This is a genomic window from Streptomyces sp. NPDC005070, assembly GCF_053600395.1.
Genome location: NZ_JBSFZS010000083.1, coordinates 1 through 25,763, shown reverse-complemented (window position 1 = coordinate 25,763; position 25,763 = coordinate 1). Strand labels below are relative to the sequence as shown.

The window sequence follows — 25,763 nt, the reverse complement described above, 5'->3', positions numbered from 1 at the left end:
TCGCTCCTCGAAGCTTGTGGGGGGAGGGGAGGAAGGAGGGGGATCAGCCGGGGAACGGGCCGATGCGGTAGAGCACTTCGGGGTCGTGCGGCCCGTCGGGGAACTGCCCCGTCTCGAACAGCACCTCGCGCTCGACGGAGGCGCCATGACGTCGTGCGTACGACGTGAACAGGCGCTCGGAGGCGGTGTTGCCCGGAGTGATGGTGGTCTCGACGGCGGACAGTCCGCGCTCGGCCGCCACGCGCGCGGTCAGCCCGTCGAGGAGGCGCGCGGCCAGTCCGCGACCGCGGTGCGCCGCGTCGACGGCCACCTGCCACACGAGGAGGGTCCCCGGACGCTCGGGGCGCACGTACGCGGTGACGAAACCGACGGGCCGTCCGTCGGCGTCCCGGGCCACCACCGAGGTGCCGGCGAAGTCACGGCACCACAGCAGGTAGCTGTAGGAGGAGTTCAGGTCGAGGGTTCGGGAGTCCTTGGCGATACGCCAGAGGGCGGCCCCGTCGGCCACCTCCGGACGGTCGATCCGAAGGCCCTCCGGCATTTCCATGAATTCCGCTGACAGGTCTGCTTGGGCGACGGTCATGCGGCTTGAATTTACCGACGGAAAGTTCAGATTGCATCGTCGTGCGGGGTTACGGACGGCGCACCTGTGTGTTATCACGCGCCCGTGAAAGACCCCCGAAGAGCGTGCCTTTATCGGTGGCTTTGCCCGGAAAATTCCACAGGAAACGGGCGCCTTGTGGAGTGTGTCACAGGGGTGAAATGTGTACGAGGTCTCCCCGAATCACGCCCGCTCGTGTTCGCGAAATCTTTGCGTTTGGCGACAGGGAAATCGGGCAGAAGGATGCGGGAGGCTATCTCGATGGAATGCGGATCCGAATTGGCGACAGGATAGGGCGGGAGAAGGAATTGCAATTCCCGCGGTATCGCCGCCCGGGATCCCGGGGGTTCCCCGGTCCGCCCGGGCACGGACACCTCCGCCCGTCGGACCGGCGAAGGTCCGGACGCCTCCGCCCGCCGGACCGGCGAACGTCCGGACGCCCCCGCCCGCCGGACCGGCGAAGGCGCGGACACCCCCGCCGGTCCCTCGGCCGGTCCCGTCACCGGATTCCTCCGGGTCGTCCGGGGCGTCCGGGCCGTCCGGGTCAGTCCCAGGCCAGGGCCACGGCCCGGCGCGCCCCCTCCAGGTCCACCGTCAGGCCGGACTCGGCCAGCGCCGCGCCGAGCCCCGCGAGGCTGGAGTGGACGGCGCCCCGGGTGGCGTCGGGGCCGTAGTGGTTCACGCGGATCATCGACTGCGCGAGCGCGCCGCCGCCCGCGGCGAGCGGCAGCGCGGGATCCGCGGCCAGCGCCTTCGCGACCACCGTGGAGGCGTCCACGCTCTCGGGCACCCGCAGGGTGGTGGCGACGGGCGCCGCGTCGGAGGCGGCGTCCACATAGGGCGCGAGACCGCCGCCGAGGGCCACCGCTCCCGCCCGGGTGGCCGCGGCGGCCGAGGCGTGGCGCGCCATCACCGCGTCCAGGCCCTCTCCCTCGATCCGCTCGACGCACGCCTCCAGCGCCAGCATCTCCAACTGCGCCGGCGCGTGCAGCAGCGCCGTGCGGCCGCCGTCGACCCAGCGCTCCTTCCAGTCGAGGAGCGAGAGGTACGAGCGGCGCGGCGCGCCGGGGTTCGCGGCCATCCGCGCCCACGCCCGCTCGCTCACCGACACCGCCGACACGCCGGCGGGGCCGCCCATCGCCTTCTGCGCCCCGATCACGCACAGGTCGACGCCCCAGGCGTCCGGCAGCACCGGCTCGGCGCCGATCGACGCGACGGCGTCCAGATAGAAGAGCGCGCCGTGCTCGCGTACGGCCTCGCCGATCTCCGCCACCGGGTTGGTGTTCCCGGTGGCGGCCTCGGCGTGCACGAGCGACACGAAGTCGATCGACGGGTGCTCGGCGAAGGCCTCGCGGATCTGCGCGGCGGTGACCGCGGTGTGGAACGGCACCGCCAGGTCGATCACGGTGGCGCCGCAGTCCCGCAGCCAGTTCCCGAACGTCTGGCCGTAGGGGCCGGTGACGACGTTCAGGGCGGTGGTGCCGGGACCGGCCGTACCCCGGATGGCGCCTTCCAGGGGAAGCAGTGCCTCGCCCTGCATGATCACGACGTCCTGCTCGGTGCCGAGCAGCCGGGCGACACGGTCCTCGATCGACGCGAAGTGCGCGGCGCTCAGCGGTGCGAGGTCCAGGAACGGGTGTGTCACGGCGGTGCTCTCTTCACTCATGGGGTACAGGTGACGAGATTAACTGTCGTGCCCCCGTACCCGCCCACTGGTGACTTCTTAGGTCGAGTGGCCCCGTGGCCATCGGTTTGATTTGAGAGCCTCAAACATCTCCTTATAATCGGAACCCACAGTTCCCTGACAGGAAGGCCCGCCGTGAACACCCTCTCCGGCCGCCGGACCCGAGTCCTGGCCGCCATCACCCTGACGGCAGGGCTGACGCTCGTGGCCGCCTGCACCTCCAGTGGCGACGGCGGCAGCGGCTCCAAGACCGCGGCCGGCGGGGTCGAGCTCGTCAAGGCGGGGCAGCTCACCACGTGCACCCACCTGCCGTACCCGCCCTTCCAGTCGGAGATCGACGGCAAGGTGCAGGGCTTCGACGTGTCGCTGATCGACCTCGTCGCCGCGGACCTGGGCGTGAAGCAGGCGATCGTCGACACCCCCTTCGAGAACTTCAAGACGGGCGCCTTCCTCAACTCCGAGCAGTGTGACCTCGCCGCGGCCGGTATGACGATCACCGAGGAGCGCAAGAAGAACGTCGACTTCTCCGACCCGTACTTCAACGCCACCCAGGGCGTGCTGGTCGACAAGAAGAGCGGCATCACCTCGCTGGCCGACGTCAAGGCGAAGGGCGCGAAGCTCGGCGCCCAGGCGCAGACCACCGGCGAGGACTACGCGAAGCAGCAGGGCTTCGACCCGGTCTCGTTCGAGTCCTCCGACGCGGTCCTCAGCGGACTGCGCAGCGGTCAGGTACAGGCCGTCGTCATCGACTACCCGGTCGTCCAGGGCTGGCTGAAGGACAAGGCCAACGCCGACGCCTTCAAGGTGGTCGACAACCTCAACACCGGTGAGCAGTACGGCTTCACCGTGAAGAAGGGCAACACCAAGCTCCTCACCGCCATCAACAAGGCCATCGCGGACGCCAAGGCCGACGGCACGTACAAGAAGCTCTACGAGAAGTGGATCGGCCCGTACGACGCGGCCGCGGCCTCCGCCTCCCCGTCCGCCTCATGAGTGGTGCCGACACGCCCCTCCAGCCCCGCAGGTCCGGCCTGAGCCGGCGCCAGAAGCGCCAGATCTCCCGCGGTGTGCAGTACGTGGTCTTCGTCGCCGTCGTGATCGCCTTCGCGGTCACGGCGGACTGGGGCCGTCTGCAGAACCAGTTCTTCCAGTGGGACCTGGTCAAGCAGATGTTCCCGGACGTCATCACGCTGGCGCTGAAGAACACCGTCCTCTACACGACGTCCGGCTTCGCCGTCGGTCTCGTGCTGGGCATCGTCATCGCCCTGATGCGCCTGTCCTCGGTGGGTCCCTACCGCTGGTTCGCCGGAATCTACATCGAGGTCTTCCGCGGTCTGCCCGCCTTGATGATCTTCATCTTCGTGGGCGTCGCGGTACCGCTCGCGTTCCCGGGCACGGAGATCATCGGCGGAACGTACGGAAAGGTCGCCCTCGCCCTCGGTCTGGTGGGGGCCGCGTACATGGCCGAGACCTTCCGGGCGGGCATCCAGGCCGTGCCCAAGGGGCAGATGGAGGCGGCCCGTTCGCTGGGCTTCTCGCACGCGCGGGCGATGGTCTCGATCGTCGTCCCGCAGGCGTTCCGGATCATCGTCCCGCCGCTCACCAACGAACTCGTGACCCTGTTCAAGGACTCCTCGCTGGTGCTGTTCCTGGGTGTCACCCTGGAGGAGCGCGAACTGTCCAAGTACGGCCGCGACCTGGCCAGCACGACCGCCAACTCCACGCCGATCCTGGTCGCGGGTCTGTGCTACCTGCTCGTCACGATCCCGCTCGGCTTCGTCGCGCGACGCCTTGAGGCGCAGCAGAAGGAGGCCACCAAGTGAGCACACCCGAGATCCAGGTGAAGGACCTGCACAAGTCCTTCGGCGACAACGAGGTGCTGCGCGGGATCGACCTGGAGATCGGCCAGGGCGAGGTCGTCTGTGTGATCGGCCCGTCCGGCTCCGGCAAGTCGACGCTGCTGCGCTGTGTGAACCTCCTGGAGGAACCCACCAAGGGCCAGGTGTTCGTGGGCGGTACGGAGGTCACGGACCCCGACGTCGACATCGACGCCGTACGCCGCCGTATCGGCATGGTGTTCCAGCAGTTCAACCTCTTCCCCCATCTGTCGGTGACCGGGAACCTCACGCTGCCGCAGCGCCGGGTGCTCGGCCGGGACAAGGCGGAGGCGGCCCGGACGGCCGCCGAGAACCTCGCCCGGGTGGGGCTCGCGGAGAAGGCCGACGCCTATCCGGCCTCCCTCTCCGGAGGCCAGCAGCAGCGCGTCGCGATCGCCCGCGCGCTCGCCATGGGACCCGACGTGATGCTCTTCGACGAGCCGACCTCCGCGCTCGACCCCGAGCTCGTCGGCGACGTCCTCGCCGTCATGCGGATGCTCGCCGACGAGGGCATGACGATGATGGTCGTCACCCACGAGATGACCTTCGCGCGTGAGGTCGCCGACCGGGTCGTCTTCATGGACGGCGGTGTCATCGTCGAGGACGGCACCCCGGAGCGGGTCATCGGCAACCCGGCCAACGAGCGCACCCGGCACTTCCTGTCCCGGCTGCTCGACCCGGCGATGGCGGACGTCCCCGAGGGGGCACCGGACCGGCAGGCCGGAAACAGGACAGGGCGGGGCGAGGACGGGAAGCCGCCTCACTAAGGTGCCGTGCATGAGCGATCACCCGGTACTGCACGTGAAGGGGCGGGTCCTCGTCGGGCCCGACGACGTCCGCGACGAGCTGTGGGTCGTCGGCGGCAGGATCTCGTACGAGCACCCCGCCGGCGCCCGTGACGTCCGCACCGTCGAGGGCTGGGCGCTGCCCGGCCTGGTCGACGCGCACTGCCACGTCGGGCTCGATGCCCACGGCCCGGTCCCGGCGGACGTCTCCGAGAAGCAGGCGCTGACCGACCGCGACGCAGGCACCCTCCTCGTCCGGGACGCCGGCTCACCCTCCGACACCCGCTGGATCGACGACCGCGACGATCTCCCGAAGATCATCCGCGCGGGCCGGCACATCGCCCGCACCCGCCGCTACATCCGCAACTACGCCCACGAGATCGAGCCGGAGGACCTGGTCGCGTACGTCGCCCGGGAGGCCCGGCGCGGTGACGGCTGGGTCAAGCTCGTGGGGGACTGGATCGACCGCGGCACCGGCGACCTGAGCGCCTGCTGGCCGCGCGAGGCCGTCGAGGCGGCGATCGCCGAGGCGCACCGGCTCGGCGCCCGGGTCACCGCGCACTGCTTCGCCGAGGACTCGCTCCGGGACCTGGTCGAGGCGGGCATCGACTGCGTCGAGCACGCCACCGGCCTCACAGAGGACACCGTCCCGCTCTTCGCCGAGCGCGGGGTCGCCATCGTCCCGACCCTCGTGAACATCGCCACCTTCCCGCGGCTCGCGGCCGGCGGCGAGGCCAGGTACCCCCAGTGGTCGGCGCACATGCGACGGCTGCACGAACGCCGCTACGACACCGTGCGCGCCGCGTACGACGCCGGAATCCCCGTCTACGTCGGGACCGACGCGGGCGGCTCCCTCGCGCACGGCCTCGTCGCGGCCGAGGTCGCCGAGCTCGTCACCGCCGGCATCCCGCCCGTCGAGGCGCTCTCCGCCACCACCTGGGGCGCCAGGCGCTGGCTCGGACGGCCCGGACTCGACGAGGGGGCGCCGGCTGACCTCGTGGTCTACGGCGGGGACCCGCGCGACGACGTACGGGTCCTGGCGGATCCGCGACGGGTGGTCCTCAACGGGCGGATCGTCGGCTGACGCGGGTGCGGTGGACGGCCGACGCGGGCGCGGTTGACGGAGCGTGACGACCGGGGTGGTGTGCTCGTTGGGCACCATCGGGTGCGCTCCGGCGCTTCCCCCGTCGTCAACCAGCGCGTTCGCCCAAGGGTGTTGGGCGAGTGACGGCGGGGAACGGCTGTGCCCCCGGATTCGAAGACATGCGCGGAATCCCCACGATGGAGTGAACTCACGTCAGGTACCTGACTGTTCACTCTCAGTGCGTAATTCTTTCCGGGTCCCAGGCTTTCTCCTATGGGGGTCCCACCCTTGAACAGCATCAACCACCGCATGCCCGCACGCCGTCTCGCCGTCACCGCGGCCGCCACCGTCCTCGCCGCGGGTCCCACCGCGCTGGCCGGCGCGGGCTCCGCCCACGCGACAGGTGACCACGGCCGCGCGAGCGCCGTCGTGCTCCGCACCGGACTCGACGTGTCCCTTCTCAAGAAGACCGTGAACGTCCCGCTCGCGGTCTCCCTGAACGAGGTGCAGGCACCGCAGAGTGCCGAGAAGACCGCGCTCACCGCCCAGTTGGACGGCGTCGACCACGGACGTCCGTTCAGCGTGCTGCGCGCCGAGGTCGCCACCGCCGAGGCCACCGTCTCCGCGGAGAAGGCCGAGGGTTCGACCCGTCTCGCGCACGCCGCCGTCCACGTCCCCGGGCTGCCGCTGCTCTCCCTCATCGAGGTCCAGGAAGTGACCTCGAAGGCGACCTGCGAGGCGGGCAAGAAGCCTGTCGCCACCGTGAACCTGCTGGGATCCGTCACCGTTCTCGGCAAGAAGGTCACCCTGACGACCGGCGGCCCGACGCACATGAAGGTCCCCGGCGTCGGTGAGGTGCGGCTCGACCTCTCCAGGACCGAGACCACCTCCCGTACGGCCGCCGCATCCGCGCTCGAACTGAACGTGTCCGTCGACCCGTTGAAGCTGGGCGTGGCCGAGGTCGAGGGTACGGTCACCCTGGCGAAGGCCACCTGCGAGGCGCCGGCCGCGCCCGCTCGGGAGGCCACGCCGGAGAGTCCCTCGGCGACCCCGGCCGGTCCCTCGGAGGCCGCCGCCGAACCGACGGCCGAGGCGAGCCCGCAGGGCGGTCGCGAGGAGGGCGGCCTCGCCGAGACCGGGGGCGGCTCGATGACGCCGTACCTGGCGGGCGGCGCGGCGGCCCTGCTCGCCGCGGGCGCCGGAGCGGTCGCCCTCTCCCGCCGCCGCAGGGGCTGACGCCCGCTGTTCTCCCGGGCGTCGGAGACGCTGAACGGGCGCGGCCCGCCCGGGGGTTCGGGGTTCGGGAACGGGGGGCTCGGGGCCCGGTCGTTCAGGCCGAGGAGGACGTCCGTGGCGGCTCCGGGCGCGGGCCGGTTGGGGGCGGCGGGGGCTGCCGGGGTGGAACGATTCCCGTGCCGCCGTCCCCGGCGACGGTCATCGCCCGGTCCACGGCCTGGAGGAACCGGTTGACCGTCGCCCGGTCCCGTACCGCGATCCGCAGCCACTCGTCGCCGAGCCCGGGAAACGTGTCCCCGCGCCGCACCGCGAACCCGAGACCGCGCAGCGCACGGCGCACTCCCGCGGCCCGCGGCAGCCGGATCAGTACGAAGGAGCTCTCGGCCGGCTCCACCACCCGCAGCCCGTCGGTGCAGGTGAACTCCCGCAGTCCCGCGACCAGATGGTCCCGGTCCTTGGCGATCCGCCGTGCCGCGTGCGCCGCCTCCGCGAGCGCCTGCGCGGACACGCACGCCTCCGCCGCCGCGAGCGCGGGCGTGGACACCGGCCAGAGCGGCTGGGAACGCTCCAGCCGGGCGATCGTCGCGGGGCAGCCGAGCACGTAGCCGATCCGCAGCCCCGCGAGACCCCATGTCTTCGTGAGACTGCGCAGCACCACGAGACCGGGTACGTCCGTCCGCCCGGCCAGCGACTCGCGCTCGCCCGGCACCGCGTCCATGAACGCCTCGTCGACCACCAGCACCCGCCCGGGACGGGCCAGCGCGGCGACCGTCCCGGCCGGGTGCAGCACCGAGGTCGGATTGGTCGGATTGCCGATCACGACGAGATCGGCGTCCTCGGGGACGGCGGCCGGATCGAGCCGGAAGCCGTCCTCCTCACGCAGCAGCACGCGGCCCACCGAGTGGCCGGCGTCCCGCAGCGCGGCCTCGGGCTCCGTGAACTGCGGATGCACGACGACCGGCGCCCGCACCTCAAGGCCACGCGCGAGCAGCACGAACGCCTCGGCGGCGCCCGCCGTGAGCAGTACCCGCTCCACCGGCAGTCCGTGCCGCGCCGCCACCGCCGCCCGCGCGGCCCGCCCGTCCGGGTAGGCCGCGAGGGACGGCAGTGACGCGGCGATCCGGTCCAGCAGCCACGCGGGCGGGGTGTCCGCCCGGACGTTCACGGCCAGATCGGTCAGCTTGGAACCGTCGTCGCGCACCTCGGCGTCCCCGTGGTGCCGCAGATCGTGCCCGCCTTCGGCGGCCTGGTCAGTGGGCATGGGAATGCGTGTGTCCCCCGTGATGGTGGTGCCCGTGTCCGTCGTGGTGCCCGTGCCCGTCATGGTGGCCGTCGTCGTCCGGGTGGAAGTGCGGCTGCTGGGGCAGCCCCACCTTGTCCTCGAAGCCGGGCAGCGCGATCCGGTACACGCAGGAGTCGCAGTTCATCCGCAGATCGCCCGCGACGGCCTCACGGTAGCGCTCCATGACCAGGTCGAGCAGCTCGGGTTCGGGACCGATGACCTCGGCGGAACCCACCTCGACCCCGGGGTGCGCGGCGGCCCAGTCCTCCGTCTGCCGCCGCACCCGGTCCGGGAGGATGCCGGTGAACAGGAAGTAGGGCAGGACCACGATCCTGCGCGCGCCCAGCTTCACACAGCGGTCGAGGCCCGAGGGCACGTCCGGCGCGGCCAGGGACACGAACGCGGTCTCGACGCCCGCGTACCCCCGGCCCTCCCACAGCAGCCGTGCCGCCTTGTGCACCTCGGCGTTGGCGTCCGGGTCGGTGGACCCGCGGCCCACGAGCAGCACGGTCACCTCGGCCCGCTCCTCGGGGGTCGTGACGCTGTCGCCGAGGGCCTCGTCCAGCCGCCGCTCCAGCACGGCGAGCAGCGAAGGATGCGGGCCCAGCGGACGCCCGTACGTGTAGGAGATCCCGGGGTGCCGCTCCTTCTCGCGGGCCAGCGCCGCCGGGATGTCGCCCTTGGCGTGCCCGGCGGACACCAGCATCAGCGGTACGGCGGCGAAGCGCCGGACGCCCTGTCCGACGAGTTCGCCGACCGCTTCGCCGAGCGGCGGCGGCGACAGCTCGATGAACCCGCCGGCGACGGGCAGTTCGGGATGGCGGCGGCCCAGTTCCCTTACGAAGGAACGGAAGGCCTCGGCTCCGGCCTCGTCCCGGGTGCCGTGTCCGGCGATGAGCAGCGCGGGGGGAGGGGTGGTCACGATGTCTCCTTGGCGGCAGAGTCGGCCGCGGCTTCTGTCGAGGCCTGGTGGGCCTCAGCGGTTGTCGAGGCCCGGTCGGCCCGAGCGGTCTTCCTGAGGGCCGGGTCGGCCCGAGATGTCTTCTTCGCGGCCGGGTCGGCCCGCGGAACACAGGGGTGCGGCGGGACGCCGACGGGCTCCCGCCCGGCGCCGGGCGCGGCCCGGAGTCCGGGCAGGGCCTGGTTCACTCGGCTCACTCGGCCTCCTTCTGCCAGCGGTAGCCGCGCGGGGTCACCATGCGCCCGGCGATCTCGCGCGTCGCCGTGTTGCCCACGGTCACCACGGTCATCATGTCGACGATCGCCGGATCCAGGGACCCCAGCGTCGTGACCCGGCTCGACTCGTCCGGACGGGAGGCGTTGCGCACCACGCCCACCGGTGTCGTCGGTTCCCGGTGCTCCGCGAGGAGCGCGAGCGCTTGGGGGAGCTGCCAGTCACGGCCCCGGCTGCGCGGGTTGTAGAAGGTCACGACGATGTCGGCCTCGGCCGCCGCGCGCACCCGGCGCTCGATGACCTCCCACGGCGTGTGCAGGTCGGACAGGCTGATCGACACATGGTCGTGGCCGAGCGGCGCGCCGAGGATCGCCCCGGCCGCGAGCGCCGCGGTCACCCCCGGCACGCCGACCACGTCGATGTCGTCGGACGCCTCGGCCAGGGCGGGCGAGGCCATCGCGTACACGCCCGCGTCGCCGCTGCCGATCAGCGCGACGGCCTGTCCGCGGCGCGCCTCGGCGACCGCCGTGCGCGCCCGCTCCTCCTCGGCGCCGAGCCCCGACTCCAGGATCAGCGTGCCGGGCCGCAGCAGGTCGCGGATCTGGTCGACGTACTGGTCGAGCCCGACGAGCACCGCGGCCCGCCGCAGTTCCGCCGTCGCCCGCGGGGTGAGCAGATCGCGGGCCCCGGGGCCGAGGCCGACGACCGCGAGGCGTCCGCGCGCCGGGCGGCGCACGACCGCGCAGGTCGCCATCGCCGGCTGCCCGTCCGTCCGTACCGATTTCCGCTTGGGTACGAGGAGTTCGCCGCCGCCCAGCAGCGCGGCGGCCTCCGCCACGGACGGCGTTCCCACGGCGGCGAGCGGCGCGTCGGAGGGGTTCGGGACCGCCACCGCCGCCAGCTCCTCGGCGGTGTACGTGACGACCGGCACCCCGAGCCGCCCGGCGGCCCCGACGATGCCGGGCTCCTCGGACTTGGCGTCGACGGTGGCGAGTCCGGCCACCGACCGCACGGAGAGACCGGCCTCGCGCAGCGTGTGCCGGACGAGCCCGAGGACCTCCTCCACGGGTGCGCCCCGGGAGGCGCCGACACCGACGACGAGAGACGGCGGACGCAGGACGACCTCGCGCGCGGCGGTCTCCCGGACCCGGTCGCTCACCCGGACGACGGCGGCACCCGGCGCCGCCGGACTGCCCACGTTCGGCGGCAGTGCGGGCAGCGGCCAGGGCGACTCCCGCTCCAGCACGACCGGTTCGCCGTCGAGCATGGCCCGCGAGACCCCGGCGAGATCCCCTTCCACCGGGAGACCGAGCGTGTCGAGACCGGGCACGCCCACCGCGTCGGTCGCCGTCGTCACCACCGGCTCCGCGCCGAGCAACTCGCCCACCTCACGCGCGAGTTCGTTCGCCCCGCCCGCGTGGCCGCCGACCAGCGACACGGCGAACCGTCCCGCCTCGTCGACGCACACCACCCCGGGGTCCGCCCCCTTGTCCGAGAGCAGGGGCGCGACGAGCCGTACGACCGCGCCCGTGGCGAGGAAGCACACCATCTGGTCGCACTCCGCGAAGGCCCGCCGTACGGCGTCCGCCACGGGCCCGTCGTACACCCGGGTACGCGTGGACCAGGCCGCGGCGAGCCGGTCACGGGCCGCCGCGCCCGCCGCCGTCGCGGAAATCAGGCCGATCACTGGGGAACTCCTTCGGTACGGGCCGGAGGCCGGACGCCCCACAGCACGAAGACGGGATTGGCCGCCGCGAGCCGGGAGACCCCGCCCGGCAGCGGGGCGAGCCGCGAGGACTGCAACAGGACGCCGTCGCAGGTGAATCCGGCGGAGGTGAGCGCGTCACGGGCGGCCGCCACCCGGTCGAGCGAGGCCATCGCGACGACGACGGCACGCCGGGCGCGGCGGGCGCACTCCGTGACGATCCCGGGCAGTTCGCGTCCGCCGCCGCCGATGAAGACGGCGTCCGGATCGTGCGGCTCGTCCAGGCCGGACAGCACGGCGGGCGCGGACCCCCGCACGACCCGTACGTCCACGCCGTGCGCCGCCGCGTTGGCGCGCACGCGCTCGCAGCCGTCCGGGGTCTTCTCGACCGCGGTCACCGCGGCGCCGAACCGCGCGCACTCCACGGCGACGGAGCCCGAGCCCGCGCCGATGTCCCAGACCAGGTCGCCGAGCCTCGGTCCGATCCGGGCCAGCGCCAGCGCCCGTACCTCGAACTTGGTGATCATCGAGTCGCGGTGGGCGAACTCGCTCTCGTCCAGGGCCCATCGGCCGGGACCGGCCGGCGGCCCGGCGACGGTCCGGACGGGAGCCAGGGACCGCGACGCGTCCAGGCACAGCACGACACTGACCGCCGGACCCCAGTCGCGGGCGGCGGCCTCGGCGGGCGTGACCCGCTCGACGTCCTCGTGTTCCGGGTCGCCGAGGGCCCGCGCCACCACCAGGACGCGCTCGGCGTCCGCGCCGGCGAGGGCGGCACCCAGCTCGGCGGGTCCGGACCCGGGAGCGGTCAGCACCGCCACCTTGGGCCGCGACCGGCAGATCTGGACGGCCGTCCGCAGATCACGCCCGTGCGCGCTGACCACCACGGCGTCGTCCCAGGGAAGGCCGAGCCGGGCGAAGGCGGTCGCCACGGACGAGACTCCGGGCCGGACGTCCAGCCGCGCGTTCCCGAACCGCTCCGCGAGCGCCCGTACGATCCCGAAGAACCCGGGGTCGCCCGACGCGAGCACCACGACCGGGCCCGCCGGCGCCCCGGCGTCCGTGTACCGCTCGATGCGGTCCAGGGCCGGCGCCAGCGGTCCGAGCACCACCCGCTCCGCCCGCTCCGGCAGCCGGGCCGCCGCGAGATGGCGACCGGCACCCACGACCAGCCCCGCCCCGGAGAGCGCGGCCCCGGCGTCCGGGGCCGATGGCGCCCCCGTGCCCGTACCGACGACGGTGATCACACTCACGACGCGGGGCCCTGCGCACTGCCCGCACCGCTGCGGCGGGCGGCGCGCAGCTCGGCGCGCGCCTGCGGGTCGGCCTTGCGGAAGCCGTGGAAATGACCGGGGTGGTAGAGGTGCGATCGGGTGCCGCTCGCGTCGAGGGCCGGGCCGACCAGGAAGAGCGTGTGCTTCCAGAGCTTGTGCTCCTTGACGGTCTCCTCCAGCGTGCCGATCGTGCACTTCACGATCAGCTCCTCCGGCCAGGTCGCCTGGTAGGCGACCACGACGGGTGTGGTCGTCGGATAGCCGCCCTCCAGCAGCTCGCGCACGAGCTGTCCGCTGCGCGCCGCCGACAGGAACAGCGCCATCGTCGTGCCGTGCCTCGCGAACTCCCGTACGTCCTCGCCGGGAGGCATCGGCGTCTTGCCGCCGCCGAGCCGGGTGAGGATCACGGACTGGGCGACCTCGGGGATCGTCAGCTCGCGCTGCGCGATCGCGGCCACCGCGGAGAAGGACGAGACGCCCGGCACGATCTCGGTCTCGACACCGAGCTCGGCGCACCGGTCGACCTGCTCCTGCGTGCCGCCCCACAGGGCCGGGTCGCCGGAGTGGATCCGCGCCACCCGCAGGCCCTCGGCACGGGCCCGCTCGTAGACGGCGACGACGTCCTCCAGCGACATCGTCGCCGAGTCGAGGATCTCGGCGCCCTCGCGCGCGTGGCCGAGGACCTCGGCCTGCACCAGGCTGGCCGCCCAGATCACGACATCGGCCTCGGCGATGGCGCGCGCGGCGCGGAAGGTCAGCAGGTCGGCGGCGCCGGGGCCGGCACCGACGAAGGTCACTTTGCCGGTGGGGGCATCGGCCATGGGAATCGGTCCTCTCCTACGAGTCCTACGAGACATCAGGGGTGCTGCACATCAGGGGTGCCGTGAGCGCTTCGGCGGGCCCGGGGCCGCCGCCCGATGTGCGCGCACGGGGGTGTATCGGATAGCAAGGGCGTATGGCGGTTCTCGTCGCGCTCGGCGCGTTCCTGATGACGCTGGTCGGCGGCTGGACCGCGCAGCGGGTGACCGACCGCCGTCATCTGGTGCTCGGCCTGGCCGGTGGCCTGATGCTCGGCGTGGTCGGCCTCGATCTGCTGCCGGAGGCACTGGCCGCGGCGGGCACCGAGGTGTTCGGTGTACCGGCCGCGCTGCTCCTCTTCGTGGGCGGCTTCCTGCTGGCCCATATGGTCGAACGGCTCCTCGCCCACCGCCAGGCCGCGCACGGGGGCGCGGAGAACGGGGGACGCGCCCCCGAGGTGGGCCTCACGGCGGCCGCCGCCATGGTCGGCCACAGCGCGATGGACGGCGTCGCGATCGGCGCCGCCTTCCAGGTCGGCGGGGGGATGGGGCTGGCGGTGTCCCTCGCGGTGATCGCCCATGACTTCGCGGACGGCTTCAACACGTACACGATCACGAGCCTGTACGGGAACGCCCGCCGCAAGGCGCTGTTCATGCTGTACGCGGACGCGGCGGCCCCGATGATCGGCGCCGCCTCGACGCTCTTCTTCACCATCCCGGAGCGGCTGCTCGGCGGCTACCTCGGACTCTTCGGCGGTGTACTCCTCTACCTCGCCGCCGCCGAGATCCTCCCGGAGGCACATCACGAGCATCCCGCCCGCTCGACCCTGCTGTTCACCTTCGCGGGCGTGGCCTTCATCTGGCTGGTGGTGGGCCTCGCGGGCTGAGCCCGCACGGTCCGCCGGGTGCGGCGGCAGCCCCGCGGGCGCGGGGGCCGCCGAGCGTGCGGGGTGGGTGCGGGTCACAGCTTTCCGCCGCGGGTCCCGTCGCGGCGCGCGGGCGCGATGAGCGTCGAGAGGTATGGCAGCGGGTCGCCGTCGAGCTCGGCCGCGGGGCGGATCGACTCGTCCTCAAGGCCGAGGGCCGACCCCCAGACGGCGTCGTCGATCCGCCCGCTGTCCCGCAGCGCCTCGGCCACCTCGGCGGCCTGCCGCCCGAACTTGTAGGCGACCACCGTGCCGGGCCCGTTCAGCGCGTCCTTGAGCACGGCCGCGCCCGCGGTCACCGGGACGAGCGTGAGCGGCTCGGTCCCCTCGGTGAGAACGGCCCCCGACCGCGCGGCGAGGTCCTGCATGGCGGTGATGCCGGGCACGGTCTCCACGACCGTGCCCGGCACGAGCTCCCCGATCGTGTGGGCGAGATAGGTGAACGTCGAGTACACGTTCGGGTCGCCGATGGTGGCGAAGGCGACCGTGCCGTGCCGGCCGAGGAGTCCCGCGACCCGCTCGCCCGCGGCGTCCCAGGCGGCCTCGCGCCGCCCCCGGTCGCTCCGCTCGTTGAGCGCGAACACCACCCGGACGACCTTCTCGACGGGCACGTAGTGCAGCACGGTTGCCTCGGCCCGCCCCCGCTCGCCACCGTCCTCCCCGTTCGACGCTGCCATCACGGGTACGACGACCACGTCCGCGGCGCGCAGGGCGTTGACGCCCTTGACGGTCACCAGCTCCGGGTCGCCGGGGCCGACCCCGACCCCGATCAGCTTGCTGCTCATGACGTCAGGCACCTCTCGACGAACCTACGGGCCACACCGGGCTCGGACGCCCAGTGCGTGTGGAGATAACTCGCGTGCACGCCTCGCTGCACGAAACCTTCGACGCGCCGCTCGGGGGCGCGCACCCCCCAGGCGGGAGCCGCCCCGGCGCCGGGCTCCACGACCGTGCGGTGGAACTCGTGACCGCGCATCCGGGTGCCGGCCGCGGCGAGCACGCTGTCGCCGAGGGCCACGGCGTCCCGGTAGCCGAGGGTGAGCCGCTCACTCATCCGGGCGGTCGCGTCGAGCACCCCGCACATCGGCCGTCCGTCCAGTTCCCGGCACAGATAGAGCAGCCCTGCGCACTCGGCGGCCACGGGGGCGCCCGACTCCGCGAGGGCCGCGACCGCCTTGCGCAGCGGTTCGTTGGCGGACAGTTCGGCCGCGTACACCTCGGGGAAGCCGCCGCCGATGACCAGACCCCGGGTCCCGTCCGGCAGGTGCTCGTCGCGGAGCGGATCGAAGGGGACGACCTCGGCACCGGCCGAGGCGAGAAGCTCGGTGTGCTCGGCATAGGAGAAGGTGAACGCCTCCCCGCCGGCGACCGCCACCACGGGCGCCCGCCGACCGGCCGAGTGCTCGTGGGTGGGCGACTCGACGGCCTCGGCGGCGTCCCAGGCCGCGCCCGGCACCGTACCGGCACCGCGCGCCAGCGCGGTCAGCGCGGCCAGGTCGCACCCTTCGGCGACCTGAGCCGCCATCGCCGCGACGGCCGCGACGGCCTCCGCCCGCCGCTCGGCGACCGGTACGAGACCGAGGTGCCGCGACGGCGTGTCCACCTGTGGCGCCCGCCGCAGCACGCCCAGCACCGGCACCCCGGACGCGTCCAGCGCCTCCCGGAGCATGGCCTCGTGCCGGTCGGACCCCACCTTGTTGAGGATGACGCCCCCGATCCGCACCTCGGGGTCCCAGGAGGCGAACCCGTGCACCAGCGCGGCCACGGACCGCGCCTGCGAGGACGCGTCCACGACCAGCACCACCGGCGCCCGCAGGAGCTTCGCGACCTGCGCCGTGGACGCGAGCTCTCCCTCGCCCGCGGCCCCGTCGTACAGCCCCATCACGCCCTCGACGACCGCGAGATCACAGCCGCGCGCCCCGTGGGCGAACAGCGGGCCGATCAGCTCGGTGCCGCACAGATACGCGTCGAGATTGCGTCCCACGCGTCCCGTGGCGAGCGCGTGATAGCCGGGGTCGATGTAGTCGGGCCCCACCTTGTGCGGGGACACGGCGAGCCCCCGCGCGGCGAAGGCCGCCATCAGCCCCGTGGCGACGGTGGTCTTGCCGCTGCCCGAGGAGGGCGCGGCGACCACCAGCCGGGGAACGGACGTCACCACTCGATGCCCCTCTGGCCCTTCTGGCCGGCGTCCATCGGATGCTTGACCTTGGACATGTCGGTCACGAGATCGGCCAGCTCGACCAGCTTCTCCGGGGCGTTGCGCCCGGTGATCACGACGTGCTGGGTGCCGGGACGGTCCCGCAGCACCGCCACGACCTCGTCGGTGTCGATCCATCCCCAGTGCATCGGGTACGCGAACTCGTCGAGCACGTACAGCGTGTACGTCTCGGCGGCCAGGTCGCGCTTGACCTGCTCCCAGCCCTCGCGGGCCTTCTCCTCGTTGTCCATCTGCGCGTCGCGCTGGACCCAGGACCAGCCCTCGCCCATCTTGTGCCAGTCGACGGTCCCGCCCTCGCCGGAGGCCCCGAGCACGCGCAGCGCGTTCTCCTCGCCGACCTTCCACTTCGCCGACTTGACGAACTGGAACACCCCGATGGGCCACCCCTGGTTCCAGGCGCGCAGCGCGAGCCCGAACGCGGCCGTCGACTTGCCCTTGCCGATCCCCGTGTGCACGACGACCAGCGGCCGGTTACGACGCTGACGGGTCGTCAGGCCGTCGTCCGGTACGGCACTCGGCTGTCCCTGCGGCACTACGCGGCCCTCCTCGAAGTCCCCTGCGCACCCTGTACATCCCGGACGAGACCGGCGATGGAATCGGCCCGCAGCTCGTCCAACGTCACCGCGGTTCCGCCCAGTTCGCCCGCGAGCCGGCCCGCGAGAGCGAGCCTGACCGGTCCGCTCTCGCAGTCCACGACCACCGAGGCGACCTGTTCGGCCGCGAACAGCCGTGCCGCGCGCCCGGCCAGCGCCACCGGCTCCGGCCCGCCCGTGGCGCGTCCGTCCGTCACCACCACGACGAGTGCCCGGCGTGCCGGGTCCCGCAGCCGTTCCACCCGCAGCACCTCGTGGGCCCTCAGCAGCCCGGCCGCGAGCGGAGTGCGGCCGCCCGTCGGCAGCGACTCCAGCCGGGCCGCGGCCGCTTCCACCGAGGACGTCGGCGGCAGCGCGAGCTCCGCGGCCGACCCGCGGAAGGTCACCAGGCCCACCTTGTCCCGCCGCTGGTAGGCGTCGAGCAGCAGCGACAGCACCGCGCCCTTGACCGCGCCCATCCGCTGCCGCGCCGCCATCGACCCGGAGGCGTCCACGACGAACAGCACGAGGTTGCCCTCGCGGCCCTCCCGCGTCGCCTGCCGCAGATCGTCCCGCCGTACGACCAGACCGCGGCCCGACCGCCCGCGCGCCCGCTGATGCGGGGCCGCCGCCTGGACGGTCGCCGCCAGGTGCAGCTTGGTGAGCGTTCCCCGGGGCCGCCGCGCCCCGGTCGTGCGGCCGTGCTCGGTCCGCGCCCGCGAGCGCCGCCCGACCGCGCCCTCGCCGAGCCCCGGCACGCTCAGCGTCTTCGTGCGAAAGGGCTCGGCGGCCCGTACGGGCGACTGCTCGCCGCCCTGCCCGGCCGGTGCCTTCCCGTCGTCCGAGGGCTCGCCCTGAGCCGGGACGTCACCGGCGGGGGAACCGTCGTCCGGACCGTCCTGAGGAGGCTGCCCGCCCCCGCCCGGCCCGTCCGGATCCGGGTCCGGGTCCGGGTCGTCTTCGGAGGGACCCTCGCCGGAGGAGTCCTCGTCCGAGCCGCCGAACTCCTCCAGCGTCTCGTCGAGCTTGTCCTCGTCGAGGCCGGGCGCGTCGAAGGGGTTGCGGCGCCGCCGGTGCGGCAGCGCGAGCAGCGCCGCCTGCCGTACGTCCTCGGCGATCACCTCGGTCCGTCCCGCCCACGCGGCGAGCGCGGTCGCGGTCCTGGCCATCACGATGTCGGCGCGCATGCCGTCCACCTCGAAGGCGGCGCAGGTCGCCGCGATCTGCCGCAGCGGCCCGTCCCCGAGACGCACGGAGGGCAGCAGCGCGCGGGCCGCCACGATCCGCGCCCGCACGGCGGCCTCCTCGTCGGCCCAGCGCGCGGCGAAACCGGCCGGGTCGTCGTCGTGGGCGAGCCTGCGCCGCACGACCTCGACCCGCTGATCGGGCTCGCGCGAGGCGGCCACCTCGACGGTCAGCCCGAACCGGTCGAGCAACTGCGGCCGCAGCTCGCCCTCTTCGGGGTTCATGGTCCCGACGAGCAGGAACCGCGCGGCATGCCGTACGGAGACACCCTCGCGTTCCACGTACGAGGCGCCCATCGCGGCCGCGTCCAGCAGCAGGTCGACCAGATGGTCGTGGAGAAGGTTGACCTCGTCGACGTACAGGATCCCGCGGTGGGCGTCGGCCAGCAGCCCCGGCTCGAAGGCCTTCACGCCCTCCGCGAGCGCCCGTTCGATGTCCAGGGCGCCGACCAGCCGGTCCTCGGAGGCACCGACGGGCAACTCGACCATCCGGGCTGGGCGTTGCGCGCCGGTCCCCGCCTCGCGCGCCTCGTGCGGGCCGTCCGGGCACGCGGGGTCGGCGGCGGCCGGATCGCAGGAGAACCGGCAGCCGGGCACGACCGCCACCTCCGGCAGCAACGCCGAAAGGGCGCGTACCGCGGTCGACTTGGCGGTGCCCTTCTCGCCGCGCACCAGCACACCGCCCACGGCGGGCGACACGGCGTTCAGCAGCAGCGCGAGCCGCAGGTCGTCCTGGCCGACCACCGCCGTGAACGGAAACGGGGTACTCACTGGTCGTCGCCCTCCAAGTCGCCTTCGAGCTCCAGATAGGTGGCGCGCAGCCGCTCCAGCGTGTCCGCGTCCGGCTCGGCCCACAGCCCCCGGTCGGCGGCCTCCAGCAGCCGTTCGGTGATCCCGCGCAGCGCCCAGGGGTTGGACTTCTTCATGAAGTCCCGGTTCTCCGCGTCGAAGACGTACTCCGCGCTGAGCTTCTCGTACATCCAGTCGTCCACGACCCCGGCCGTGGCGTCGTAGCCGAACAGGTAGTCCACGGTCGCCGCCATCTCGAAGGCGCCCTTGTAGCCGTGCCGGCGCATCGCGGCCATCCAGCGCGGGTTGACCACCCGGGCCCGGAAGACCCGGTGCGTCTCCTCGCCCAGCGTGCGGGTCCTGACCTGGTCGGGGACGGCCGAGTCGCCGACGTACGCCTCGGGGGAGGCCCCGGTGAGGTGGCGGACCATCGCGACCATGCCGCCGTGGTACTGGAAGTAGTCGTCGGCGTCGACGAGGTCGTGCTCACGGGTGTCGACGTTCTTCGCCGCCACCGCGATCCGCCGGAAAGCCGTCTCCATGTCCCCGCGTGCGGCCCGCCCGTCGAGCCCGCGTCCGTAGGCGTAGCCGCCCCAGACGGCGTACACCTCGGCGAGGTCGGCGTCCGAGCGCCAGTTGCGGGCGTCGATCAGCGGCAGCAGCCCGGCGCCGTACGCGCCCGGCTTGGAGCCGAAGATACGGGCGGTCGCGCGCCGCCGGTCGCCGTGCTCGGCGGTGTCCTCGTCGGCGTGCTTGCGCACGAAGTTCCGGTCGACGGGCTCGTCCAGCTCGGCGACCGCCCGTACGGCGTCGTCCAGGAGCCCGACCACGTGCGGGAACGCGTCCCGGAAGAAGCCGGAGATACGGACCGTGACGTCGATGCGCGGGCGGCCGAGCTCGTCGAGCGGGACGATCTCGAAGCCGGTGACCCGCCGCGAGGCGTCGTCCCAGACAGGGCGGCAGCCGAGCAGCGCGAGGATCTCCGCGATGTCGTCGCCCTGGGTGCGCATGGCCGACGTGCCCCACACCGTCAGCCCGACCGATGTCGGGTAGTCGCCGGTGTCCTGGAGATAGCGCTGCACGAGCGAGTCCGCGAGGGACTGGCCGACCTCCCAACTGAGCCTGGAGGGAATCGCCTTGGGGTCGACCGAGTAGAAGTTGCGGCCGGTCGGCAGGACGTTGACGAGCCCGCGGGTCGGTGAGCCCGACGGTCCCGCCGGGATGTAACCGCCGTTCAGGGCCTTGAGGATGTGTCCGATCTCGTCCGTCGTGCGGGCCAGCCGCGGTACGACCTCGCGGCAGGCGAACTCCAGCACCGCGACGGCGTCGGGGAGTTCGGTGCCGAGGACGTCCCGCACGAGCGCGGGCACGGCGGCCGGGTCCCAGCCCCGCTCCTCCATGCCGAGCGCCGCCCGGCGGCAGAGCTGCTCCAGCAGGTCGATCGCGTCGGCCGCCGTACGGGCCGGACCCTCCACGAGGTCCGTCAGCTCGACGGGCGCCTTGACCGGCGCGCCCGGTTCGGCGAGCAACTCCTTCTCCACCAGGCCGAAATGCTCGGCGAGGGCGGCGCGCAGACCGGGCAGCGCGTTCGCCGTGCCACCCCACACCTGCGAGGCGCGCAGCACGGCCAGCACGAGGTTCACCCGCGGCTCGGCCTCCGGACCGCCGCCCAGGATGTGCAGACCGTCGCGGATCTGCACGTCCTTGATCTCGCACAGATAGCCGTCGATGTGCATCACGAACGCGTCGAAGTCGCCGTCGTCCGGCTGGTCGTCGACGTGCAGATCGTGATGCAGCTCGGCGGCCTTCACGAGCGTCCAGATCTGCGCCCGGACCGCCGGGGCCTTCGTCGGGTCCAGGTCGGAGACCAGCGCGTACTCGTCGAGGAGCTGTTCCAGCTTCGCGAGGTCGCCGTAGGTGTCGGCGCGGGCCATCGGCGGCACGAGGTGGTCGACCACGGTGGCGTGCCCGCGGCGCTTGGCCTGCGTGCCCTCACCGGGGTCGTTGACGATGAACGGGTAGACGAGGGGGAGTTCGCCGAGGACGGCGTCGGGCGCGCAGCCGCCGCTGAGCCCGAGCCCCTTGCCCGGCAGCCACTCCATCGTGCCGTGCTTGCCCATGTGCACGACCGCGTCCGCCCCGAAACTGTTCTCCAGCCAGCGGTAGGCGGCCATGTAGTGGTGCGACGGCGGCATGTCGGGGTCGTGGTAGATCGCGATCGGGTTCTCGCCGAAGCCGCGCGGCGGCTGGATCATCACGACGACGTTCCCGAACTCCAGGCAGGCGAGGACGATGTCGTCGCCGTCGACGTACAGGGAGCCCGGGGGTTCGCCCCAGGCCTCCAGCATGCCTTCGCGCAGCGCCGGGTCGAGCGTGTCGAACCAGGCCCGGTAGTCGGCGAGCGGCACCCGCGCGGGGGCGGCGGCGAGCTGCTCCTCGGTCAGCCACTCCACGTCGTGACCGCCGGCGGCGATCAGCCGGTGGATCAACTCGTCGCCGTTGTCGGGGTATTCGGTGAGGGCGTAGCCGGCGTCCCGGAGCGCGTCGAGGACCCGGACCGCGGAGGCGGGAGTGTCGAGGCCGACCGCGTTGCCGACCCGTGAGTGCTTGGTCGGGTAGGCGGTGAAGACGATCCCGAGCTTCTTCTCGTTGTTCGGCTTGTGCTTCAACTGCGCGTGCCGCAGGGCGATTCCGGCGACCCGCGCGGCCCGCTCGGGATCGGCGACGTACACCGGGACGTCGTCGGGACCCTGCTCCTTGAACGAGAACGGCACGGTGATCAGACGGCCGTCGAACTCCGGGATCGCGACCTGCATCGCCGCGTCCATGGGGGACAGGGCCGCGTCCGAGGCGTCCCAGGCGCTCTTCGACGAGGTCAGGCAGAGGCCCTGGAGCACCGGGATGTCGAGTTCGGCGAGCGCCCCGATGTCCCAGGCCTCCTCGTCGCCGCCCGCGGACGCCTGCGAGGCGTGGGTGCCGCCCGCCGCGAGGACGGTGGCCACGAGCGCGTCGGCCCGGCCGAGGATCTCGTACAGGCCCGGGTCGGCTCCGCGCAGCGAACCGCAGTACACGGCAAGGGCGTTGGCGCCGCGCGCCTCGATCGCCTCGCACAGCGTGTCCACGAAGGCGGTGTTCCCGGACAGTTCGTGCGCCCGGTAGAACAGCACGCCGACCGTCGGCCGGCCCTCGACGAACGCGCGCTCGCCGTGGACGCCGAACTCGGCGGTCCTGTGCGGCTCCTCGAAGCCCTCGCCCGTCAGCAGCACGGTGTCGGAGAGGAACCGGGCCAGCTCGCCGAGGTTGGCCGGACCGCCCTCGACGAGATAGCGCAGCGCCTCCGCGACGACGCCCGCGGGCACCGACGACTCGGCCATCAGCTCCGCGTCCGGGACGGACTCGCCGCCCAGCAGCACGGTCGGGATCCCGGACGCCTTCAGGAAGGCCAGCCCGTCCTCCCAGGCCCGCTTGCCGCCGAGCAGGCGCACGACGGCCAGGTCCGCGCCCTCGACGAGCGCGGGGAGTTCGCCGGTGACGTCCACCCGGGTCGGGTTGCCGATCCGGAAGGAGGCGCCACTGGCGCGGGCCGCCAGCAGATCCGTGTCGGCGGTCGACAACAACAACAACACTGTGCTCATGCGGGTGCTCCCGGTGGAATGAAGGGCAGTCCTTGCGGAGCGCCGGACTCGATGAGCCGCCACAGCGCGTCCGTGTCCGCGTGTTCCTCGATCAGGTCGCCGAGCCGGTCGAGCTGCTCCTCGCGCAGCGCCGCGAACGACGTGTCGGGGGCCGGCACGAAGCGGCGGCCCGCGGCGGCGGCCACCTCGCGCAGGAAGGCCCGCCGGAAACCGTCCGACTCCAGGGAGCCGTGCCAGTGCGTGCCCCAGACGGAGCCGACCCGGCAGCCGTCCAGGAAGGGGGTGCCCCCGGTGACCTCGGCGACGCCGTGATGGATCTCGTACCCCTCGACATGCTCGCCGAGGGCCTCGCCGACCGGACGTGCCAGCGTCTTCTCCCGCGCGAACCGCACGCGTACGGGGAGGAGTCCGAGCCCCTCGACCCGGCCGGCGCGGGACTCGACCTCGTCCTCGATGTGCTCGCCGAGAAGCTGGAAGCCGCCGCAGACGCCGAGGACGGGCCGCCCCTCGGTGGCCCGGCGCGTGATGGCGTCCGCGAGGCCGCGCTCGCGCAGCCAGCGGAGCGCGTTGACCGTGCCCCGGGTTCCGGGGACGACGACCAGGTCCGCGTCGGCGAGCTCCTCGGCCCGGTCCACGAACCGCACGACGACACCCGGTTCGGCGGCCAGCGCGTCCACGTCGGTGAAGTTGGACATCAGCGGGATCGCGCAGACGGCGACCCGCAGGATGTCCTCGCCGACGGGGGAGGAGACCGCCGACTCGCGGACGGCCCCGCGCAGCGAGACCCGCAGTCCGTCCTCCTCGTCGATGCCCAGACCGTGCTGGAACGGCAGGACGCCGTACGAGCGCCGCCCGGTGAGGCCGTGCAGCATGTCGAGGCCGGGCTCCAGCAGACTCACGTCACCGCGGAACTTGTTGACGAGGAACCCGGCGACGAGCGCCTGGTCCTCGGGCGACAGCAGGGCGACCGTCCCGAAGAACGAGGCGAACACGCCGCCCCGGTCGATGTCGCCGACGACGAGCACGGGGAGCCCCGCGTTCCGCGCCACCCCCATGTTCACGATGTCGGTGCGCCGCAGATTGATCTCGGCCGGGCTGCCGGCCCCTTCACAGATCACCGCGTCATACGTGCCCCGCAACTGCGCCAGACAGTCGAGGACGGTGGCGAGGAGTGCTTCCTGGCGCCCCCCGCGCAGCCGTTCCCCGGTCGGCCCGGCACCTGACGAGGGGTCCGTCACGGACCCGGTCGTCCCGGACCCGGTGGTCCCGAAGAACCCGCGGGCGCTCATCTCGCCCACCGGCTTTCCCATCAGGACGACCTGGCTGCTGCGGTCGCTGCCCGGCTTGAGCAGCACGGGATTCATCAGCGCGGTCGGCTCCACGCGGGCGGCCTGCGCCTGCATGGCCTGCGCCCGCCCGATCTCGGCGCCCTCGCGCGTCACGAACGAGTTCAGGGACATGTTCTGCGCCTTGAAGGGCGCGACCTTGACGCCCTGGCGCGCCAGCCACCGGCAGATCCCGGCGGTCACGACGCTCTTGCCCGCGTCGGAGGTGGTCCCGGCGATCAGCAGCCCGCCGCTCATGCGGTGCGCCCCTTCCTGGTGGACGGAACCCGTCCGGCTCCGGTGAGCAGAATCCGGCCGGCGGCGCTCACGCCGAGCGCGAGCCAGCCGACGCGCCGGGAGAGCCGTACGGCCCGTTCGATGTCGTGGACGTGGACGGCACGCCCCGGGCCGTTGAGCACGGGCCGGTGCTCGACCCGTCCGCCGTAGGAGAGGGTGCCGCCGAGCCGCACCCCGAGCGCGCCCGCGAACGAGGCCTCCACGGGCCCGGCGTTGGGGCTCGGATGCTTGCGGGCGTCCGTGCGCCAGGCCCGCAGGGCACCGCGCGGATCGGGTCCGGCCACGGCCGCGAGGACGGCGGTCAGCCGGGCTCCCGGCCAGCCGGCCAGGTCGTCGAGCCGGGCGGAGGCCCAGCCGTAGCGCCGGTGGCGGGGGGACCTGTGTCCGACCATGGCGTCGAGCGTGTTCACCGCGCGGAAGGCGACGAGTCCGGGCACACCGCCGACGGCGCCCCAGACCAGAGCGCCCACGACGGCGTCGGAGGTGTTCTCGGCGACGGACTCGACGACCGCGCGCGCGACGCCGTCGGCGTCCAGCGCCTGCGGGTCGCGTCCGCACAGATGTGGCAGCCGTTCCCGGGCCACGTCGAGGTCACCGGCCGCGAGCGCGCCGCCGATCGCCCGTGCCTCGCGGCCGAGGGAGGTTCCCCCGACGACGGCCCAGGTGGCGGCGGCGGTCAGCGCCACGGAGGCGGTAGTCGAGCGGCGTACGGTACGGCTCGCGAGCGCGGCCAGTCCGGTGGCGCCGCCGACGCAGACGGCGGTGTGCAGCGCGCCCCACCCGCGGTGGTCCCGCCACAGTGTCCGTTCGACGGTCGCGGCGGCCCGCCCGAAAGCGGCGACCGGATGCCCTCGGCGGGGATCGCCGAGCAGCAGGTCGCCGAGAAGGCCGGCGGCGGCGCCGTACGCGAAGACGCGATCGGCACGCACGGGGTCAGCCGGCCGTGGGGTGGAGCGGAACCCTCGTACTCAGCGAAACGGGCAACGGGCAGCCGCGCATGGCGATATGTCCTCACTCAGGGTGTCCACGCCCTGGTTCGACGAGACCGGCGGTGAGAGTTCCTGGCTCCCGGGGAGTTTCTTCCCCGATGACAGTGGCGGGACCGCGCCGGATTCGCACCGGCTTCCTCTCATGCCGCCGTACTTGGCTCCGGCAGTCCACCACGGGGTGAGAACGGCCGTCAACTGGCTGTTGACCTGCGGAGGGACAGTGTGCGCAGGCCCACATACGCGTGGGGTGCGGGACGGTGATCCGTCCC

The 25,763-nt window shown here is 73.3% G+C and carries 21 protein-coding genes and 1 riboswitch; of the genes, 6 read left to right on the top strand and 15 right to left on the bottom strand.

The genetic code is table 11. The annotated features are described in order from the left end of the window. Window positions 1-43 precede the first annotated feature (43 nt). Together ectA and ACWEBX_RS25580 are read right to left on the bottom strand one after the other, a co-directional pair. Window positions 44-583, bottom strand: coding sequence for a diaminobutyrate acetyltransferase (gene ectA / locus ACWEBX_RS25585; RefSeq protein WP_355775734.1), 540 nt, complete (start codon window positions 581-583; stop codon window positions 44-46). A gap of 562 nt (window positions 584-1,145) precedes the next feature. Next, complete coding sequence (locus ACWEBX_RS25580; protein ID WP_451887156.1) at window positions 1,146-2,267, bottom strand: pyridoxal-phosphate-dependent aminotransferase family protein; 1,122 nt, start codon at window positions 2,265-2,267, stop codon at window positions 1,146-1,148. Between the two features lie 153 nt (window positions 2,268-2,420). On the opposite strand from ACWEBX_RS25580, the gene ACWEBX_RS25575 reads away from it, so the two are divergent. The 5 genes from ACWEBX_RS25575 to ACWEBX_RS25555 all read left to right on the top strand — a co-directional run bounded on the left by ACWEBX_RS25575 (window position 2,421) and on the right by ACWEBX_RS25555 (window position 7,267). Beyond that, the gene (locus ACWEBX_RS25575) at window positions 2,421-3,278 is read left to right on the top strand and encodes a transporter substrate-binding domain-containing protein (protein WP_451887155.1); all 858 of its coding nucleotides are present in this window, start codon (window positions 2,421-2,423) and stop codon (window positions 3,276-3,278) included. Beyond that, window positions 3,275-4,108 (top strand): amino acid ABC transporter permease, encoded by an 834-nt coding sequence (locus ACWEBX_RS25570; protein ID WP_384786540.1) that lies wholly within the window; start codon window positions 3,275-3,277, stop codon window positions 4,106-4,108. Before ACWEBX_RS25575 ends, ACWEBX_RS25570 begins: the two co-directional genes overlap by 4 nt. Beyond that, a complete protein-coding gene (locus ACWEBX_RS25565; protein ID WP_451887154.1) occupies window positions 4,105-4,929 on the top strand; it encodes an amino acid ABC transporter ATP-binding protein in 825 nt (274 codons plus the stop codon). Before ACWEBX_RS25570 ends, ACWEBX_RS25565 begins: the two co-directional genes overlap by 4 nt. Before the next feature lie 10 nt (window positions 4,930-4,939). Beyond that, window positions 4,940-6,031 (top strand): amidohydrolase family protein, encoded by a 1,092-nt coding sequence (locus ACWEBX_RS25560; RefSeq protein ID WP_451887153.1) that lies wholly within the window; start codon window positions 4,940-4,942, stop codon window positions 6,029-6,031. Between the two features lie 309 nt (window positions 6,032-6,340). Then, complete coding sequence (locus ACWEBX_RS25555; RefSeq protein WP_451887152.1) at window positions 6,341-7,267, top strand: SCO1860 family LAETG-anchored protein; 927 nt, start codon at window positions 6,341-6,343, stop codon at window positions 7,265-7,267. 94 nt (window positions 7,268-7,361) lie between these two features. Here the strand turns inward: ACWEBX_RS25555 and cobC are convergent, their stop codons facing one another. From cobC to cobM, 6 genes are read right to left on the bottom strand one after another with little or no spacing between them, the layout of a single operon-like run. Next, complete coding sequence (cobC, locus tag ACWEBX_RS25550) at window positions 7,362-8,528, bottom strand: Rv2231c family pyridoxal phosphate-dependent protein CobC (protein WP_451887151.1); 1,167 nt, start codon at window positions 8,526-8,528, stop codon at window positions 7,362-7,364. Next, window positions 8,518-9,471 carry a sirohydrochlorin chelatase gene (locus tag ACWEBX_RS25545; protein ID WP_451887150.1) on the bottom strand — a complete coding sequence of 318 codons (954 nt, stop codon included), beginning with the start codon at window positions 9,469-9,471 and terminating at the stop codon, window positions 8,518-8,520. The genes cobC and ACWEBX_RS25545 overlap by 11 nt, the downstream gene beginning before the upstream one ends. Beyond that, a complete protein-coding gene (locus ACWEBX_RS25540) occupies window positions 9,468-9,707 on the bottom strand; it encodes a hypothetical protein (RefSeq protein WP_451887149.1) in 240 nt (79 codons plus the stop codon). Before ACWEBX_RS25540 ends, ACWEBX_RS25545 begins: the two co-directional genes overlap by 4 nt. Next, a complete protein-coding gene (gene cobJ, locus ACWEBX_RS25535; protein WP_451887148.1) occupies window positions 9,704-11,410 on the bottom strand; it encodes a precorrin-3B C(17)-methyltransferase in 1,707 nt (568 codons plus the stop codon). The genes ACWEBX_RS25540 and cobJ overlap by 4 nt, the downstream gene beginning before the upstream one ends. Beyond that, on the bottom strand, window positions 11,407-12,675 hold the full coding sequence (gene cbiE, locus ACWEBX_RS25530) for a precorrin-6y C5,15-methyltransferase (decarboxylating) subunit CbiE (RefSeq protein ID WP_451887166.1): 1,269 nt from the start codon (window positions 12,673-12,675) through the stop codon (window positions 11,407-11,409). Before cbiE ends, cobJ begins: the two co-directional genes overlap by 4 nt. 2 nt (window positions 12,676-12,677) lie before the next feature. After that, on the bottom strand, window positions 12,678-13,523 hold the full coding sequence (cobM, locus tag ACWEBX_RS25525; RefSeq protein ID WP_451887147.1) for a precorrin-4 C(11)-methyltransferase: 846 nt from the start codon (window positions 13,521-13,523) through the stop codon (window positions 12,678-12,680). Between the two features lie 134 nt (window positions 13,524-13,657). On the opposite strand from cobM, the gene ACWEBX_RS25520 reads away from it, so the two are divergent. Then, window positions 13,658-14,386, top strand: a complete 729-nt coding sequence (locus ACWEBX_RS25520) for a ZIP family metal transporter (RefSeq protein ID WP_451887146.1) — start codon at window positions 13,658-13,660, stop codon at window positions 14,384-14,386. 74 nt (window positions 14,387-14,460) lie between these two features. Here the strand turns inward: ACWEBX_RS25520 and cobI are convergent, their stop codons facing one another. From cobI to ACWEBX_RS25485, 7 genes are read right to left on the bottom strand one after another with little or no spacing between them, the layout of a single operon-like run. Then, a complete protein-coding gene (gene cobI, locus ACWEBX_RS25515; protein WP_451887145.1) occupies window positions 14,461-15,210 on the bottom strand; it encodes a precorrin-2 C(20)-methyltransferase in 750 nt (249 codons plus the stop codon). Further along, window positions 15,207-16,583, bottom strand: coding sequence for a cobyrinate a,c-diamide synthase (locus ACWEBX_RS25510; RefSeq protein ID WP_451887144.1), 1,377 nt, complete (start codon window positions 16,581-16,583; stop codon window positions 15,207-15,209). The genes cobI and ACWEBX_RS25510 overlap by 4 nt, the downstream gene beginning before the upstream one ends. Beyond that, window positions 16,577-17,176, bottom strand: coding sequence for a cob(I)yrinic acid a,c-diamide adenosyltransferase (gene cobO / locus ACWEBX_RS25505; protein WP_451887143.1), 600 nt, complete (start codon window positions 17,174-17,176; stop codon window positions 16,577-16,579). The genes ACWEBX_RS25510 and cobO overlap by 7 nt, the downstream gene beginning before the upstream one ends. Beyond that, window positions 17,176-19,230, bottom strand: a complete 2,055-nt coding sequence (locus tag ACWEBX_RS25500; RefSeq protein ID WP_451887142.1) for a putative cobaltochelatase — start codon at window positions 19,228-19,230, stop codon at window positions 17,176-17,178. Before ACWEBX_RS25500 ends, cobO begins: the two co-directional genes overlap by 1 nt. After that, the gene (gene cobN / locus ACWEBX_RS25495; RefSeq protein WP_451887141.1) at window positions 19,227-22,883 is read right to left on the bottom strand and encodes a cobaltochelatase subunit CobN; all 3,657 of its coding nucleotides are present in this window, start codon (window positions 22,881-22,883) and stop codon (window positions 19,227-19,229) included. Before cobN ends, ACWEBX_RS25500 begins: the two co-directional genes overlap by 4 nt. Further along, window positions 22,880-24,466, bottom strand: coding sequence for a cobyric acid synthase (locus ACWEBX_RS25490; RefSeq protein ID WP_451887140.1), 1,587 nt, complete (start codon window positions 24,464-24,466; stop codon window positions 22,880-22,882). The genes cobN and ACWEBX_RS25490 overlap by 4 nt, the downstream gene beginning before the upstream one ends. Beyond that, a complete protein-coding gene (locus ACWEBX_RS25485) occupies window positions 24,463-25,434 on the bottom strand; it encodes a cobalamin biosynthesis protein (RefSeq protein WP_451887139.1) in 972 nt (323 codons plus the stop codon). The genes ACWEBX_RS25490 and ACWEBX_RS25485 overlap by 4 nt, the downstream gene beginning before the upstream one ends. A gap of 107 nt (window positions 25,435-25,541) precedes the next feature. Continuing rightward, window positions 25,542-25,682: riboswitch (cobalamin riboswitch) on the bottom strand. Window positions 25,683-25,763: the final 81 nt, after the last annotated feature.

Bases quoted from the DNA above. Each gene is read 5' to 3' on its own strand.
- ectA (WP_355775734.1), bottom strand. From the start codon at position 583: ATGACCGTCGCCCAAGCAGACCTGTCAGCGGAATTCATGGAAATGCCG.
- ACWEBX_RS25580 (WP_451887156.1), bottom strand. From the start codon at position 2,267: ATGAGTGAAGAGAGCACCGCCGTGACACACCCGTTCCTGGACCTCGCA.
- ACWEBX_RS25570 (WP_384786540.1), top strand. From the start codon at position 3,275: ATGAGTGGTGCCGACACGCCCCTCCAGCCCCGCAGGTCCGGCCTGAGC.
- ACWEBX_RS25560 (WP_451887153.1), top strand. From the start codon at position 4,940: ATGAGCGATCACCCGGTACTGCACGTGAAGGGGCGGGTCCTCGTCGGG.
- ACWEBX_RS25555 (WP_451887152.1), top strand. From the start codon at position 6,341: ATGCCCGCACGCCGTCTCGCCGTCACCGCGGCCGCCACCGTCCTCGCC.
- cobC (WP_451887151.1), bottom strand. From the start codon at position 8,528: ATGCCCACTGACCAGGCCGCCGAAGGCGGGCACGATCTGCGGCACCAC.
- cobM (WP_451887147.1), bottom strand. From the start codon at position 13,523: ATGGCCGATGCCCCCACCGGCAAAGTGACCTTCGTCGGTGCCGGCCCC.
- ACWEBX_RS25520 (WP_451887146.1), top strand. From the start codon at position 13,658: ATGGCGGTTCTCGTCGCGCTCGGCGCGTTCCTGATGACGCTGGTCGGC.
- cobI (WP_451887145.1), bottom strand. From the start codon at position 15,210: ATGAGCAGCAAGCTGATCGGGGTCGGGGTCGGCCCCGGCGACCCGGAG.
- cobN (WP_451887141.1), bottom strand. From the start codon at position 22,883: ATGAGCACAGTGTTGTTGTTGTTGTCGACCGCCGACACGGATCTGCTG.
- ACWEBX_RS25490 (WP_451887140.1), bottom strand. From the start codon at position 24,466: ATGAGCGGCGGGCTGCTGATCGCCGGGACCACCTCCGACGCGGGCAAG.